This is a genomic window from Streptomyces sp. NPDC087901 (assembly GCF_044742205.1).
GTDB lineage: Bacteria > Actinomycetota > Actinomycetes > Streptomycetales > Streptomycetaceae > Streptomyces.
Genome location: NZ_JBIUUC010000011.1, coordinates 254469 through 268177, shown reverse-complemented (window position 1 = coordinate 268177; position 13709 = coordinate 254469). Strand labels below are relative to the sequence as shown.

At 69.2% G+C, this 13709-nt stretch carries 11 protein-coding genes; 3 read left to right on the top strand and 8 right to left on the bottom strand.

All coding sequences use genetic code 11. The annotated features are described in order from the left end of the window. The first annotated feature begins 15 nt into the window (after window positions 1-15). Together ACIOEW_RS29775 and ACIOEW_RS29770 are read left to right on the top strand one after the other, a co-directional pair. Entirely contained in the window at window positions 16-1323 is a 1308-nt protein-coding gene (locus ACIOEW_RS29775; RefSeq protein ID WP_362554319.1) for an extracellular solute-binding protein, read from the top strand. A gap of 227 nt (window positions 1324-1550) precedes the next feature. Then, on the top strand, window positions 1551-2852 hold the full coding sequence (locus tag ACIOEW_RS29770) for a BNR-4 repeat-containing protein (protein ID WP_401967403.1): 1302 nt from the start codon (window positions 1551-1553) through the stop codon (window positions 2850-2852). A 28-nt stretch (window positions 2853-2880) separates the two neighbouring features. On the opposite strand, the gene ACIOEW_RS29765 is transcribed toward ACIOEW_RS29770, so the two are convergent. After that, window positions 2881-3837: a sugar ABC transporter substrate-binding protein gene (locus tag ACIOEW_RS29765; RefSeq protein ID WP_362554325.1), complete on the bottom strand. Its 957-nt coding sequence runs from the start codon at window positions 3835-3837 to the stop codon at window positions 2881-2883. Between the two features lie 155 nt (window positions 3838-3992). Beyond that, entirely contained in the window at window positions 3993-5132 is a 1140-nt protein-coding gene (locus ACIOEW_RS29760; protein ID WP_362554328.1) for an FAD-dependent monooxygenase, read from the bottom strand. A gap of 466 nt (window positions 5133-5598) precedes the next feature. Here ACIOEW_RS29760 and ACIOEW_RS29755 point away from each other — a divergent pair, with 466 nt between their 5' ends. Next, window positions 5599-6678 (top strand): Lrp/AsnC family transcriptional regulator, encoded by a 1080-nt coding sequence (locus ACIOEW_RS29755; protein ID WP_401967437.1) that lies wholly within the window; start codon window positions 5599-5601, stop codon window positions 6676-6678. 94 nt (window positions 6679-6772) lie between these two features. On the opposite strand, the gene ACIOEW_RS29750 is transcribed toward ACIOEW_RS29755, so the two are convergent. Genes ACIOEW_RS29750 through ACIOEW_RS29725 form a run of 6 tightly spaced genes read right to left on the bottom strand, consistent with a single transcriptional unit; the run spans window position 6773 to window position 13537 of the window. Further along, complete coding sequence (locus ACIOEW_RS29750) at window positions 6773-8512, bottom strand: CocE/NonD family hydrolase (protein WP_401967400.1); 1740 nt, start codon at window positions 8510-8512, stop codon at window positions 6773-6775. 13 nt (window positions 8513-8525) lie between these two features. Beyond that, a complete protein-coding gene (locus ACIOEW_RS29745) occupies window positions 8526-9467 on the bottom strand; it encodes an MBL fold metallo-hydrolase (RefSeq protein WP_401967398.1) in 942 nt (313 codons plus the stop codon). A gap of 36 nt (window positions 9468-9503) precedes the next feature. Continuing rightward, window positions 9504-10427 carry an alpha/beta hydrolase gene (locus ACIOEW_RS29740; protein WP_401967396.1) on the bottom strand — a complete coding sequence of 308 codons (924 nt, stop codon included), beginning with the start codon at window positions 10425-10427 and terminating at the stop codon, window positions 9504-9506. A 4-nt stretch (window positions 10428-10431) separates the two neighbouring features. Further along, a complete protein-coding gene (locus ACIOEW_RS29735; protein ID WP_401967394.1) occupies window positions 10432-11547 on the bottom strand; it encodes an FAD-dependent monooxygenase in 1116 nt (371 codons plus the stop codon). 11 nt (window positions 11548-11558) lie between these two features. Beyond that, the gene (locus ACIOEW_RS29730) at window positions 11559-12512 is read right to left on the bottom strand and encodes a phosphotriesterase (protein WP_362554342.1); all 954 of its coding nucleotides are present in this window, start codon (window positions 12510-12512) and stop codon (window positions 11559-11561) included. A gap of 50 nt (window positions 12513-12562) precedes the next feature. Next, window positions 12563-13537: a phosphotriesterase gene (locus ACIOEW_RS29725; protein ID WP_401967393.1), complete on the bottom strand. Its 975-nt coding sequence runs from the start codon at window positions 13535-13537 to the stop codon at window positions 12563-12565. Window positions 13538-13709: the final 172 nt, after the last annotated feature.

Below are 13709 nucleotides of genomic sequence, written 5' to 3'. Positions count from 1 at the left end.
CCCCATGGAGACACCATGACCACCTCTGGCATCAGCCGCCGCGGCGCGCTGCGCATGTTCGGCATCGGCGCCCTCGGTGTGGCCGGCGTCGGCGCGCTGGGCGCCTGCGCGCCGTCCCCGGCAGGCTCCGGCAGCTCCTCCAACGGTGGCGACACGAAGTCCAAGGACTTCGACTTCACCTCCTGGTCGCTCAACGAGGAGGCCGCCAGACCCTCGATCGAGAAGATCGTCGCCGCGTGGGAGAAGGCCCAGAAGTCCAAGGTCCGCGCGGTCTCGTACCCGTACAACGAGTACCTGAGCCAGCTCACCCTCAAGCTCGGCGGCGGGGAGACGACCGGCGCGGTGCACCTCGACATCGCCTGGCTCGCCGCGGTGGCGCAGATGGGCAAGCTCGCCGACCTCGGCTCCGTGGCCCCGAAGGGCGGCTACACCGATGTGGCGCTGAAGAGCGGCGTGTACGACGGCAAGCAGTACGGCCTGCCGTGGAACACCGGCTCGATCGGCGTGATCGCCAACTCCAAGCTCCTGGAGAAGGCCGGCATCGAGAAGCACCCCACCACCGTCGAGGAGTTCGAGGACGCGCTGCGGGCGCTGAAGGGGCTCGGCGGCGGTGTCGTGCCCTACGCGGCGGCCACCAAGGTCGCGCAGCTCAAGGACATCTTCCCGTGGATGCAGACCTTCGGCTGCACGCTCATGGACGGCGAGAAGGTCACCATCGGCGACGACGCGTCCGTGGACGCGGTCACCTGGTACAAGAAGCTGCACGACGCGAAGCTGATCGCCGCCGACGTGGACCGCTTCGACGCGCGCGCCCTGTTCGGCCAAGGGAAGGCCGCCTTCTACGACGACGCCGTCATCGGCAAGGGCGTGACCGCGGCCCAGTCCAAGGACAAGACGCTGGCCGACGCGATGCAGCCGATGCAGCGCCCGGTACTGCGCTCCGGTGACACGCCGCAGGCACTGCTGTGGGGCGGCGTGATCGCGATCGTCAACGGCAAGGGGCAGGAAGCTGCCACGCAGTTTGCGCTGCACACCACCTCCGACCTCGCCACCACCACCGAGTACTTCGCGTCGCGGGCCCTGCCGCCGTCCACCACGGCGGGCCTGGCCGACCCGAAGGTCGCCGAGGACACCTTCACCACCGAGTGGACCGAGAAGATCACCAAGACGGCGACCGGCAGCCCGTTCTGGCAGTTCGCCCAGAACGCGCAGATCGAGGAGGCCGTGGCCAAGCAGGTCCAGGCCGTCCTGGTCGGCAAGTCGAAGCCGAAGGACGCGATGAAGAAGGCAGGCGAAGAGGTCGCCGCGCTCATCAAGCGCTGAGACGGCGCGTGGCGAAGGGCCCGGTGAAGGCGGAGCAGCCTTCACCGGGCCCTTCGCCATGCCCGCAGCTGCCGCACACTCTTTCCCTCACGCGTATGCAGAATCCTCATTGTGCAATCCCTATTCACGATATGGGAACTGTTGTAAATTCCGGGACGCAGCGGAGGAGCGGACCGGCCCACGGGGCGTATCCGTTCCCCACCATCACGCCCGCGAAGGAGTTCACCTTGCGACGTCCCACGGCACGCGCGTACGCCGCCTCGGCAGCGGCCCTGGCCGCTCTGCTCACGCCAGGCCCGATCGCCCAGGCCGACAGCACGGACCGGGCAGCGGCCGCGGCGACGGTGATCGAGAAGGTCCCGTACGCGATGGACTCGTCGAACCAGGCCGCCTGGTGGACGCCTGCCGCCACCTACAAGGGCCGCGGCCAGTACACGTACTTCGCCTTCAACGAGCCCGGCGCGACGGCCGCCACGCACCGCCCGGCCATCGCGCGGCGCGACCCGGACGGTGTGTGGAGCCGTCTGCCGCTGCTCGCCGCGAGCGGACAGCAGGCCGAGTTCGCCGACGACAACGGTCACAACCAGCCGTCCGTCGCGCGCGACGGCAGCGGCCGCCTGCATGTGTTCACCTCCATGCACGCCAACCCCTGGCGCTACTACCGCACCGAGGCCCCCGGCGGGGACGTCACGGACCACGCCGCCGAACTGCCCGACCAGGGCGAGGCCATCACCTACCCGGTCGTGACCACCGCACCCAACGGCGACCTGTACCTGGCCGCCCGCGTCGGCGCCGGGGCCGACCAGCGCCCCGGCCGGCTGTACCGCTGGGACAACGCCACCGCGCACTGGAGTGTGGTCGCCACCTTCGCCGGCGCGCTGAACCGCTCCGTGTACCCCGACGACCTGACGGTGGACGCCGCCGGGCGCGTGCACCTCCTGTACGAGTGGGCCAAGGCCCCGGCGACCGCGTTCCGGCACCAGCTCTCCTACCTGCGCTACGACCCGTCGACCGGCGCCTTCGCGGACAGCACGGGCGCGGCCGTCACCACTCCGGTGACACCGGCCACGTCCGATGTGATCCAGGAACTCACGGCCGGTGAGGAGTGGAGCATCGACAACGCCTACACGGGTCCGGCGGTACAGAGCGCCAAACTCACCCTCGACGGCTCCTCGCCGAAGGTCGCCTACCGCTACCGCTCGGCCGACAGCGCCGGCGACTTCCGCGTGTACTACGCGTCCCCGGGCGGCGGCAGCTGGGCCCGCCAGACCGTGTACGCCGGTGGCCAGACCACTGCCGCCCTCGGCATCACCTGGGACGCGACGGACGCCGGGCGGGTGTACTACGTGACCGGTTCCGGCACCGACCGCGTCTTCGCCGCGACCGGTTCGGGCGGCACGTGGACCTCGCAGTCCGCCGCGCCGGGAGTGAGCGCGGACCGGCTCGCGGTGCGGCAGGACCCGGACGGGAACGACGTGCTGTATCTGCCGGACACCGCGCACAACTCGCTCTACTACGGGCTTCGTTGAGAGAGCACGGTGCCTGACCTCCCGGGGTCTACGCGGAACAGTACGGGGGCGCTTCGGCCAGGTTCTCCTTCGTGATCAGGGCGAGGGGGATCCGGGCGATCTTGTCGGCCTGCTCGGTGCCCTTCCAGCGTGCGAGCGCGTTCGTCACCGCCGTCTCGCCGATCACCTGAGGTGAGTTGGCCACGGTGGCGGAGAACCGCCCGTCCTTGATGGCGGACAGCCCCTTGTCCGTACCGTTCTCCGTCACGATCCGGACGTCCCGGGCGCCGGCGTCGTCGAACGCCTTGCGGACGGCGAAGGCCATCTCCTCGTTGGCGACGAAGGCGTAGTCCAGGTCGGGGTGGGCCTCGATCATGTTCTCCGCGACGTCCTGGGCCTCCACCGGGTTGAACATCCCGGGCTGGTTCGCCACGACCTTCGCGTTCTCGGGCAGGGCGGCGGTGAAGCCGGAGACCATCAGGTCCGAGGCGGCCCCCGGTGCCCCCGCCACGATGCCCACCTCGACCTGTTTCCCGGCGGCGTCCTTCGCGATCCAGCCGGCGTCCAGCGCGCCGAGGTGCTTGAGGTCGACGACTGCCGCACCGAGGATGCCGGAGACGTCGTCGGTGGCGACCGACGTCAGGAAGATGGGCACGTCGGCGGAGCCGGCCTTCGCGATGCCGCCTTCGAGCGCATCGACGTTGACCGTCTGCACGACCAGCACGTCGACGTCGCGCGAGATCATGTCCTCGATGTTGGACAGTTCCTTGCCGGGGTCCATCCGGGAGTTGGCGAGGTAGAGCTCGGCGCCTGCCGCTTTCGCCGTCTTCTCGACGGCTTTCTGCAGACAGGTGGCGAACTCGCTGGTGTCGCCGTTGACGAAGCCGAGGGTGACGGAGCCGTCGCTGCCGCCGCCGGAGCCGGCACCGCAGCCGCTCAGTGCGACGGAGGTGCCGAGGGCCAGCGACGCGGCGAGGCCCCGGCGGAGACGGGCTGAGAAGGGCATGGTGAACCGCCTTTGCTTGCGGGTGAGCAGGTGGGATGACGGCCCTGCCGTCAGGAGTGTGAGCGAATGCCGGCCAACTCGCGCGGGGCGGAATCGGAATCCCTGTGCCGGTGGGGAGCGTGCCGGCCGACGGTCACCAGCCCGGCCGGCCGCGATCAGATCGGCTGGGCCATCGCCTCCAGAACGCGCTGGGTCAGTCCGGCGTGGTCGAAGTCCGGGTGGCTCGCGGGGTCCATCTCGTATTCGCCGATCTGCACCGACGACTCCACGACGAGCTTGCAGCGCTCGTAGCGGCGCTCGGTGTATGCCGCGAACGCCTCTTCGTGACTGCTGTGGGACGACAGGCACCGGGCGAGAACGACACCGTCCTCGATGGCCTGCGCCGCCCCCTGTCCGAGGTGCGGGGTCACCGCGTGCACCGCGTCTCCCATGAGCACGATGCGGCCGTTGTGCCACGGCGCCGGTGCGATCAGCCACTCCTCGGGGCGGAACACGATCTGGGAGGAGTCGTTGACGTACTTGTCACGGACCCGCCCGGTCAGACCGCCGAACGGCGCGAGACGCTCCCGCAGTTCGTCCGCCATCTTGTCCTGGTCCAGCCAGCGGCCCTCTTCCCACGTGGTGTTGTAGAAGAGGTAGGCGAGGTCGGGACCGATCGGCACGAACCCGGCGAGGCCTTCCGGACCGTGCTGCAGGATGATCCGGTCGATCTCCGGCTCCCGGGGGATGTTGAGCCGGAAGGCCGACTGACCCAGATAGACCGGCTGCATGTCCTCTGCCAGGACGTAGGGCCGGACCTTGGAGTAGACGCCGTCGGCACCGACGACGAAGTCCACGACGTTCGCGGAGCCGTCGGTGTAGGTGACCGCGACGCCTCCCGGACCGTCGGTCAGCGTCGTGAACGTCTTGCTGTAGTCAATGGTGACGCCCGATTCGAGGGCCTTGTCCGTCAGGATCCTGTGCAGCTGCGGCCTGGTGAGGCCGTTCATGGGCGGCAGTTCGGACCCGGAGATCCTGGCTCCCGGCATCTCACGGATGAGGTTGCCGTCCACGTCGAGCATCTGTCCCCAGGCCGTGGTCGCGTACCCGACGGCCATGCATGCCTCGGCGCAGCCGATCGCGTCCAGCGCTCGCAGCGCGTTCACCGGCTGGATGATTCCCACGCCGTAGACCGACGAGTGGAGGTCCTCCTGGATCTCCACGACATTGACGTCGTAGCCGGCGTCACTCAGCGCGATGGAGGCGGACAGCCCACCGATCCCGCCGCCGACGATCAGAACAGTGCTTCCGTTCATTGCAACCACCCGGGTTCGTCACCTTGGCCCCGGTGCGGGAACGCACGGGGGCCGGATTCGAGGTGAACGTAACGGCCTTTTCACAAAGCGGGAACCAGGCAGGAACGCACCTATTGCTTGCGCCCCCAGGTGCTTGCGTCATCACGGAAAATACTCTCTCGGAGAACACCGATTCCCGACGACCCTTTCGTCTGGGATCGACGGATACAGGGAAGGGGAATCGAGAGGGGAAGGATCCCGGACGCCGGATTCCCTCACTCCTCAAAGTGGTCATGAGCTGGCAGTTCACCGTATCGAGACCCTGCCGGGGTCGATCGCGTGACGGGAATCCCTCATTCCTCCGACGTTGATGTCGGATTTCCCTGTTCGGCACATTCTGACTGGCCGACGGAAGGGGACATGACCCATGGCGGGGCGAAGAGAGTCAATCACCGGGCCGCCGATAAATTTCCCTGAATCCTTGAGGATGGAATGGGACGCGGCCCCGTACGATGTCATCGCCCAGCCGCGTCACGGGATGGCGCCGCCCCTTCAGCTCACGCGGGAGAACCTTGTGGCGCACCAGACCCTCGACATACTCGACCTGAAGCTGCTTCAGGCGCTGGAACTCGACGGGCGGGCGCCGTTCAGTCACATCGCGCACGTGCTGGGCGTCTCCGACCAGACCGTCGCGCGCCGGTTCCGTCGGCTGCGCGGCACCGCACGTCTGCGTGTGACCGGCATGATCGACGACAGCCGGCTCGGCCGGACCAGCTGGATCGTCAGGCTCGGCTGTGCCCACGACACCGCGGCGCAGCTGGCCGCCGTGCTCGCCGGCCGGCCGGACACCCACTACGTCGACCTGGCCGCCGGCGGTACCGAGGTCGTGTGCGCGATCAAGCCGCACAGCAGGCAGGACCGTGACGAACTGCTTCTGGAGCGCCTCCAGCGCACTCCTCACGTCACCTCGGTCAGCGCCCACTGCATCCTGCGTGCCTACTACGGCAACTCCCTCAGGTGGCTGCGCAAGATCAGCGCGCTCGACCCGGAGGAGGAGAGCGCGCTCCGCGCTCCCGCCTCCGTGCCCTCTGCGGCGCCGGTCGTGCTGGACGCCGCCGAGCAGACCATGCTCCAGGTGCTGCGGCGGGACGGCCGAGCCCCGCTCACCGAACTGCAGGCCGCCACCGGCCTGTCCGAGACCGTGGTCAAACGGCGCCTGGAACGGCTGCGCGCCACCGGCGTGCTGTATCTCGCCGTCGAGTACGACCACGAACCGCTCGGCCAGGGGGTCGAGGCCCTGTGCTGGCTGACCGTCGCTCCCCACGCGCTGGCCCGGGCCGGCCAGGAGGTCGCGCGCCACCCCGAAGTACGTTTCGCCGCGGCCGTGACGGGCCGGACCAACCTCGTCGTCTCCGCGCTCTGCCGCACCACCGACGACCTCTACGGCTTCCTGACCGAGAAGATCGGTTCCCTGGGCGACGTACACACCGCGGAGACGGTACTCACCCTCCGCCGGGTCAAGGCGCTCACCACCGAACTTGCGCCGGCCGCCTCCGGCACCGGCTGAGCGGCCGGGGTTCCGGCGACGACGACAGTGCCCCCACCGGAGGGTGGGGCACGTGCCGGCCGGGGGCCGGCCTTCGACGGTGACGCGCCGCGCCCTACCGCGTCGTGTCCGCCGCCGTGGCCGTCGTGAACGGCAGCACGAGCCGGGAGGGGTGCGCGGCATCGCGGTAGATCTTGTGGGTGACGGGCCGGCCCACCGGCAGATGGAAGGCGTCCGGCGGCAGCAGGGCGTTGTGCTCGTCGGCCAGCGGCTCGTCGTTGGACAGTTCCACGACCAGCTTGTGCCCGGGCAGGAACGTCGCCGCGAACGGGTAGACGCGCAGCACGTACTCCTCGATCCTCCCCGGCTCGACCGGCACCGCGCGGGTGTGCGGGTGGTAGGGGTCGCCCTCCTTGGTGCGTGCCTCGTCGAGCTCGCGGTGCGACGCCTTGAGGTAGGCGGTCGTGATGAGCTGACGCTTGCCGGTGGGGGCCTCGTCCCACATGCGCAGGATGAAGTTGGTGTCCGGCTGGTCGATCTCCGCGAAGATGTGCGCCGCGCCCTGGCCGATCATCTCGGTGGGCACGGTGAACGGCTCGGTGCTCCAGTTGAGGATCTCCACCTTGTCGGTCACCGTCAGCGGCGCCTGGTAGAAGCCGTCGGGCGCGGCGTGCTCGGCGCCCATGAGTTCCGGCTCGAAGGAGAGCTTGCGGCGCGGCCGCAGGTAGAGCGACTTGTACGCCACGTCCTTCGGCGGCCACTGCGCTCCGGTGACGGTCTCGCGCGAGCCCTCGACGTGGACGGTGACGGGCGGCTCGTCCATGATCCCGTTGTCGATGCCCTTGAGCCAGTACTCGTACCAGCGGAACATCTTGTCGTGCTCCTCGATGAAGGGGCGCGACTGCATCGGCGGGTAGGGGCCGATGTCGAGCTTCTTCGGACCCTTCAGCGCGTGGTAGGTCTCGATGGTGCCGTCCATCGTCCAGCCGCGGCCCTGGTCGATCTGGAGCCAGACCGGGATGTCGATGGCGGGCGCGAGCGTGATGGGGTTGCGCTCCTCGTACCACTCGCTGTCGACCTCGTTCATGACGATGTCGAACCATGCCTCGTGGTTCTTCGGGTAGTTCAGCACGTGGAAGAGGTTCGGCCAGGCGGCCACGTCCGGGTCCTGGAGGCGCTCGGCGACGCGTTCCTTGATCTCCTCGGGCGAAAAGGTCTCCAGCATGCGGGACTTGACGCCGTCGGTGAAGGCCCAGCCGGAGTCGCCGCCACGGCCCTCGCGGGCGGCGCGCGGCATGAACCACATGATGCCGCCGTGGTAGGTGGTCTCGTAGAAGTCGTAGTGACCGCCGCTGACGAAGATCGCCTTGAGGCTCGGCGGCCGTTCGGCCGCTGCCAGCACCTGCATCGAGCCGAAGTAGGAGATGCCGATCATGCCGACGTTGCCGTCGCACCACGGCTGTGCCGCGACCCACTCGATGAAGTCGTACGCGTCCTGGCCGAGCGAAACACCACCGGCGTTGTAGTTGCCGATGTGTTCGCCCTCGGAGGCTCCGGAGCCCCGGAGGTCGCCGATGACGTGCACGTAGTCCTCCTGGACGACGCCCGCGATGTCACCGGCCTCGATGCAGCCGTCCCACATGGGGCTCGGGCGCCGCTGCGGCGGGGTGGTGAGGGCGAGCGCCTGCAGCTCCTTGCCATACGGGCTGAGCGCCACGAGCGCCGGCCGGGGCTTGTCGTCGACGCCGCTGTAGGTGTCGGCGGCGAGCACGACACCGTCGCGCATCGGCACTCGGAGATCCTTGCGGACGGCGATCTTCTGCCCGCCCGCCTGAATCGTCTGGAAGTCGGTCATGAGTGCTCCTGTGCTACGAGTTCTGGTGGTGCTGCGTTCGGTAGCCGTGCATCGACGTGAAGAACGGCGACGGTTCGAGCGCGGGGTCGCCGGTGTAGCCGAGCTCCTCGGCGGCCGGGGCGAACGGGGAGTACGGGGAATCCGTCTCCCGCAGACCGGCCCGGAGGCAGCCGCAGGCGGCCGCGCCGACACGGCCCTCGACTTCGAGGCTCTGGGTGAGGGCCTCCTGGGCCTGCGCGGCGTCGAGTTCGACGCCGTACGGGGTTCCGTCGGTGCGGCGGTACGGGTGTCCGAGGTAAAGGTGCTGCGGACGGAGCTCGTCCCGCACGTACTCCAGGCCGGTGCGGTAGGCCGCCGGGTCCGTGTAGCCGGGGAAGCCGTTGGCCGCCCCGTGGACCTGCACCGCGTCGCCGACGAACACCGAGCGCTGTCCGTCGATCGAGTATGCGACCGATCCAGGTGTGTGCCCCGGGATCGCGTGCACCGAGACGGTGACGTCACCGCCGAGGGAGAGGGTCTCGCCGCCGTTGACGAGGAGTGAGGGCTCCATCTCGCCGGAGATGACGGCCTGCGTCGCGGCCGTGACCTCCGCCTCGCCCTGGGGGTCGCCCACATACCCGCCCCGGCCCGCGAGGTACTCCTCCACGTGGGCGCGCCGCGAGCGCAGCATCGGGGCATCGGCCTCGTGGATCACCACCTGTGCGCGCCGCCCGGTGAGCTCCCAGAGGGCATGTGCCCCACCGACGTGGTCGATGTGACCGTGGGTCAGCAGGATCCAGCGCACGTCCTCGATGCGCCGGCCGATCGCCTCCAGTGCGGGAGCCATCCCCTCGGCGGGCGAGGAGGCGATCCCCGTGTCGACGATGGCCGGCTCGGGTGCGTCGATGAAGAAGCTGTAGAGGCCGAACCGGCCCCACGGCGAGAACAGGGGATGGACGTTGACTGTGTTCGACATGGTCTTCTTTCCTCACTCGTACGTGGGGCGGCCGGGTCAGTGCCGGTCGAGGAAGTCGCGCGTCTCGGTGAAGACCCGGTGGTATTCGGGGATCCAGGAGAAGTGCTGGACGAACCCGTGGCCCGCGCCTTCGTACCGGCTCACCGTCGCGTCCACGCCGGCTTCCCGCAGCCGCCGGCCGTAGAGCTCGCCCTCGTCGCGCAGCGGGTCGTGTTCCCCGGTGACGACGAGGGCCGGCGGCAGCCCGGTGAGATCGGTCCGCCTGAGCGGCGAGACGAGCGGGTCCGCGGGGTCGGCGCCGCTGTCGAGGTAGAAGGCGTTGAAGGACTTCAGCCCGGCCGTCTCCAGGCCGTAGCCCACGGCGTTCTCGCGCAGCGAGGCGTAGCGGTCGACGTCGAAGTCCAGGTCGAGGGAGGGGTAGTAGAGGATCTGGTGGGTGATCCGGTGGAAGCCGTCGTCGCGGGCCCTGGCCGCGACCGCGGCGACGAAGTTGCCGCCGGAGCTGTCCCCCGCGACGGCGAGGACCGCGCCGTCCCGGGCGAGGCTCTCGTCCTCCTCGGCAGCCCAGCGCACGACCGCGTAACAGTCGTCGAGACCGGCCGGGAAGGCGGCCTCGGGCGCCAGGCGGTAGCCGACGGATATGACCTTGAGTCCGGTCTCCTTCGCCACGGAGCGTGCGACGTGGTCGTGCGTGTCCAGGCTGCCGAGGAAGAACGCGCCGCCGTGGAAGTAGACCAGCACGCCGTGGCTGCCGGCCTCGGCTGGGGTGTAGATCCGCACCGGTACCTCGCCCGATGCGGTCCGGGCGGTGACGTCCTCGACCGCGTGGAGCGGCAGGCGCTCGTCGAGGGGTGCGACGTGTGCCTCGTCCCCGGCGCGCATGGCGACGGGGTCGAGCGGGCCCGGGGCGTGGGCCGGCAGGCCTGCGACGAACTTGGCGATCTCGGGATGCAACGTCATGACGTCAGCCCTTCACGCCGGCGGCCGCGGGCTTCTGGCCGGGGAAGACCTCGTCGATCTCGCCCTCGCTCCAGCCCTGGCGCGAGACCGCCTGCAGCTTGTCGGTCACCGGCTTGCGGGTGGCCTGGAACAGGGCCAGCGCCTCCTTCACGGAGTCCGCATCCCGCAGGGCGTCGGCGAGCGCGCCGGCGTCCTCGACGGCCGAGTTCGCACCCTGGCCCTGGTGGTGCAGCATCGAGTGCGCGGCGTCGCCCATGAGGACGACGGAGTCCGAGTGCCACGTGTCGATCGAGTCGATGTCGTAGACGGCGCGGATGTTCACGGTGTCCATGTCGAGGTCGCGCGTGATGTTCACGAGGCGCTCGTCGAAGCCCTCCACCGTCGCCAGGAGGTCTTCCTTGGAGACCTCGGGCACCCAGGTGCCGTCCGGACACAGGGCGGTGATGTCGAACGACACCTGGTTGCGGTGGCGCAACGGCAGCAGATAGATCTTCGTGCCCCGGCCGATGTACATGCGGAGGTTGTCGTCGACGACCAACCCGTAGGCGTCGTCGGCCGAAATGACGGCCCGGTAGGCGTGCTCGCCGGAGAAGACCGGCTCCTTCTCGCTGAACAGCTCCCGGCGGACGACCGACTTGATGCCGTCGGCGCCGATGACCAGGTCGGCCTCGACGCTCGCACCGTTGGCGAAGGTGAGGGCGGCGCCGTCGCCGTTGTCCTGGACGCTCTCCAGCTTGTGGCCGAGGTGCACCATGCCCTCGGGGAGCACGCTCAGGAGAGCGTCGATGAAGTCACCGCGGTGGATGAGGTGGGTGTCGGTCTGCTCGCCGGCGACCGGCCACTCCTCTTTCATGATCAGATCACCGGTGGGCGTGAGGATTTCGAAGATTTCGCTCGGGGAGCTCACCTTCGCGATCGCGTCGAAGATTCCCCACTCGCGGAACCGGTTCATCGTGGAGGGACGCAGACCGATGCCGGCGCCGGCCTCCCGGATCTGGTTCGCCTGCTCGTAGACGTTGACGTCCGCGCCGAGCAGGCTCAGCGCCTTGGCTGCCGCAGCACCGCCGTACCCGGCTCCGACGATGGCGATCTTGAGGTTCTTGAGGTCTGAGAGCTGCATGGTGGTTCTCTCTACTTCTGGATGGTGAGGAAGCCGGCCGGGTTGTCCACGAAGATCGTCTTGATCGCGGCCTCGTCGAGACCCGCGGCGCGGAGGTCCGGGATGAGGTCGTCGAAGATGTAGTTGACGGTGTGGCCCTTCACGCCCGGCCAGCCCAGCGGGGAGCAGTTGGCGTCGGCGGAGGCAAGGACCTGCTTCAGCCGCCCGTCACCGATGAACCGGAGGAAGTGGTCCAGCCGCTCTTTGCGCGGGCGGGCCCAGAACGGCGGGTCCGGCAGCTCGGTCTCGTAACCGAAGGTGTCGAAGCCGATGCGCCCGCCCTGCTCCGCGATCCAGACATCGCGCGTCTTGTCCGCGTTCACGCCGTCGTCTACGTGCCCGAACAGGACGCGGTCCAGCGGGAGTCCCTCCTCGGCGAAGATCGCGATGGCGTTCTCGGCGTCGATCGCGAGATGGGTCAGGATCGGTACGCCGGTGGCGAGCGAGGCGCGGGCCGCGGCGCGGTAGATGCGCTTGTCCAGGTCCGTCATGCGGCCGCCGCGGCTCACCCCGACCTTGATGACTCCCGCGAGACTGCCGGTGTTGCCGATGCCGACGGTGATCTCGTGGACGAACTGCCGGGTCAGGTAGTCCACATCGGCCCGCGCGAAGTGCGGCAGGGCGGTGTCGCCCCCGACGAAGCCGGTGCAGGCGACGATGTGGACGCCGGTCTTCGCCGACAGCGACTTGTAGTAGTCGATGTCCCGCCCGTTGCAGATCCCCGTCGCGTCGACGAAGGTCCCGCCGCCGCTCTCATGGAACGTGCGCAGCTTCGGGACGGTCTCCTCGTACCGCTGCTCGGGGGTCTTCCACCACTTCGTGTCCAGCTCGGAGCCGGGCATGCCGTAGCCAATGTGCTCATGGATGGCCACGAGGCCCAGTTCCTCGGCCGGGATCGCCCCGAGGACGGTGTTCACTCTCGACACAACACTCACCTTTGGATGAAGAGACTTGATGGTCGTGCGCGCCGGTACGCTCAGCGCACCGACAGCAGGTCGCGCGGGTTGTCCACGAGAATCCGCTGCGCGTCCTCGTCGCTGAGACCCTGTGCCTTCAGGAGCGGGACGAAAGTGGTCAGGACGTAGCTGTAGGGCAGGTCGTTGCCGGGGTGACCCTTCGCCACCCCGGTCGCGCTGCTCGACAGCAGGACCCGGTTGCCGTGGCCGGCCCGGACGAGGCCGACGACCAGTGCGGCACGCTCGGCGTCGGTGATGTGGGCCTCGTCCTCCACGCCGACGTGGTCGAGTGCGACGTAGGCGCCGCGCCGGGCGACCTCCTGGGGTGCGCCGGTTTCGACGGCGTCCCTGCGGTCGAGGCCCGCGACGACGACGCGGTCGGCCGGCAGTCCCTCGTCCAGGGCGACGCCGAGGTCGTGGAGGGCGTCGCTGCCGTAGCGGACGGAGACCGCGACACCGGTGCTCAGGGCGGTCCGGGCCGCGCCGCGCAGCAGGCTCTCGTCGGTCGCCGTCATGCCCTCGGGGGTCGCGACGGTGGCGACCAGGCCGGCGGCGCCGCGTCGCTCCACGCGCGGGACCACCATGCCTTCGGTGACCTCCTCGGTGAAGAGGCCGGCGAACTTCTCGGCCGGCCAGGGGGTCGGCGGGTTGGTCTGCGGCGTGAGGAAGTAGCCGCCGAGCAGTTCCTCCGGGCCCTGCCCCGTCGAGGCGACGATGTGCACGCCGGTCGCGCGGGAGAGGGCCTCGTACAGCCGGACGTCCCGGCCGTGGAACATGCCGGTGCTGTCGACGACGGTGCCGCCGCCATGGGCCCGGAAGTCCGTCAGCTTCGCGGCGAGGGTCTCGAAGATCTCCGCGCGGTCGATGGTGATGTCGAAGGCGTACTCCGCGCCCGGCACGACCGACAGCAGGGCCTCATGGACCGAGACGACGCCCAGATCCTCGTTCGGCACAGGCCCCAGGACGGTGTTCACGGTGTTGCTCTTGACGCTCATGCCTGCCCTCACAAGTACGGGTGGGGTGCATCGCACCCTGTGGCTGGAGTCACCGTAGCCATTCGCTTTACACGGCGTCAATGAAGCAGACACCTAGAAAAAATATTCATCTGAGGGTCAGGAAAGGAGGGGTGAGGGAGAGATTCATCCATCTTCTGCATGTAGATGCATG

What these genes read in the sequence shown, in the direction of transcription:
- ACIOEW_RS29775 (WP_362554319.1), top strand. Translation starts at nt 16, where the DNA reads ATGACCACCTCTGGCATCAGCCGCCGCGGCGCGCTGCGCATGTTCGGC.
- ACIOEW_RS29755 (WP_401967437.1), top strand. Translation starts at nt 5,599, where the DNA reads ATGGAATGGGACGCGGCCCCGTACGATGTCATCGCCCAGCCGCGTCAC.
- ACIOEW_RS29765 (WP_362554325.1), bottom strand. Translation starts at nt 3,837, where the DNA reads ATGCCCTTCTCAGCCCGTCTCCGCCGGGGCCTCGCCGCGTCGCTGGCC.
- ACIOEW_RS29740 (WP_401967396.1), bottom strand. Translation starts at nt 10,427, where the DNA reads ATGACGTTGCATCCCGAGATCGCCAAGTTCGTCGCAGGCCTGCCGGCC.
- ACIOEW_RS29760 (WP_362554328.1), bottom strand. Translation starts at nt 5,132, where the DNA reads ATGAACGGAAGCACTGTTCTGATCGTCGGCGGCGGGATCGGTGGGCTG.
- ACIOEW_RS29735 (WP_401967394.1), bottom strand. Translation starts at nt 11,547, where the DNA reads ATGCAGCTCTCAGACCTCAAGAACCTCAAGATCGCCATCGTCGGAGCC.
- ACIOEW_RS29725 (WP_401967393.1), bottom strand. Translation starts at nt 13,537, where the DNA reads ATGAGCGTCAAGAGCAACACCGTGAACACCGTCCTGGGGCCTGTGCCG.
- ACIOEW_RS29745 (WP_401967398.1), bottom strand. Translation starts at nt 9,467, where the DNA reads ATGTCGAACACAGTCAACGTCCATCCCCTGTTCTCGCCGTGGGGCCGG.
- ACIOEW_RS29750 (WP_401967400.1), bottom strand. Translation starts at nt 8,512, where the DNA reads ATGACCGACTTCCAGACGATTCAGGCGGGCGGGCAGAAGATCGCCGTC.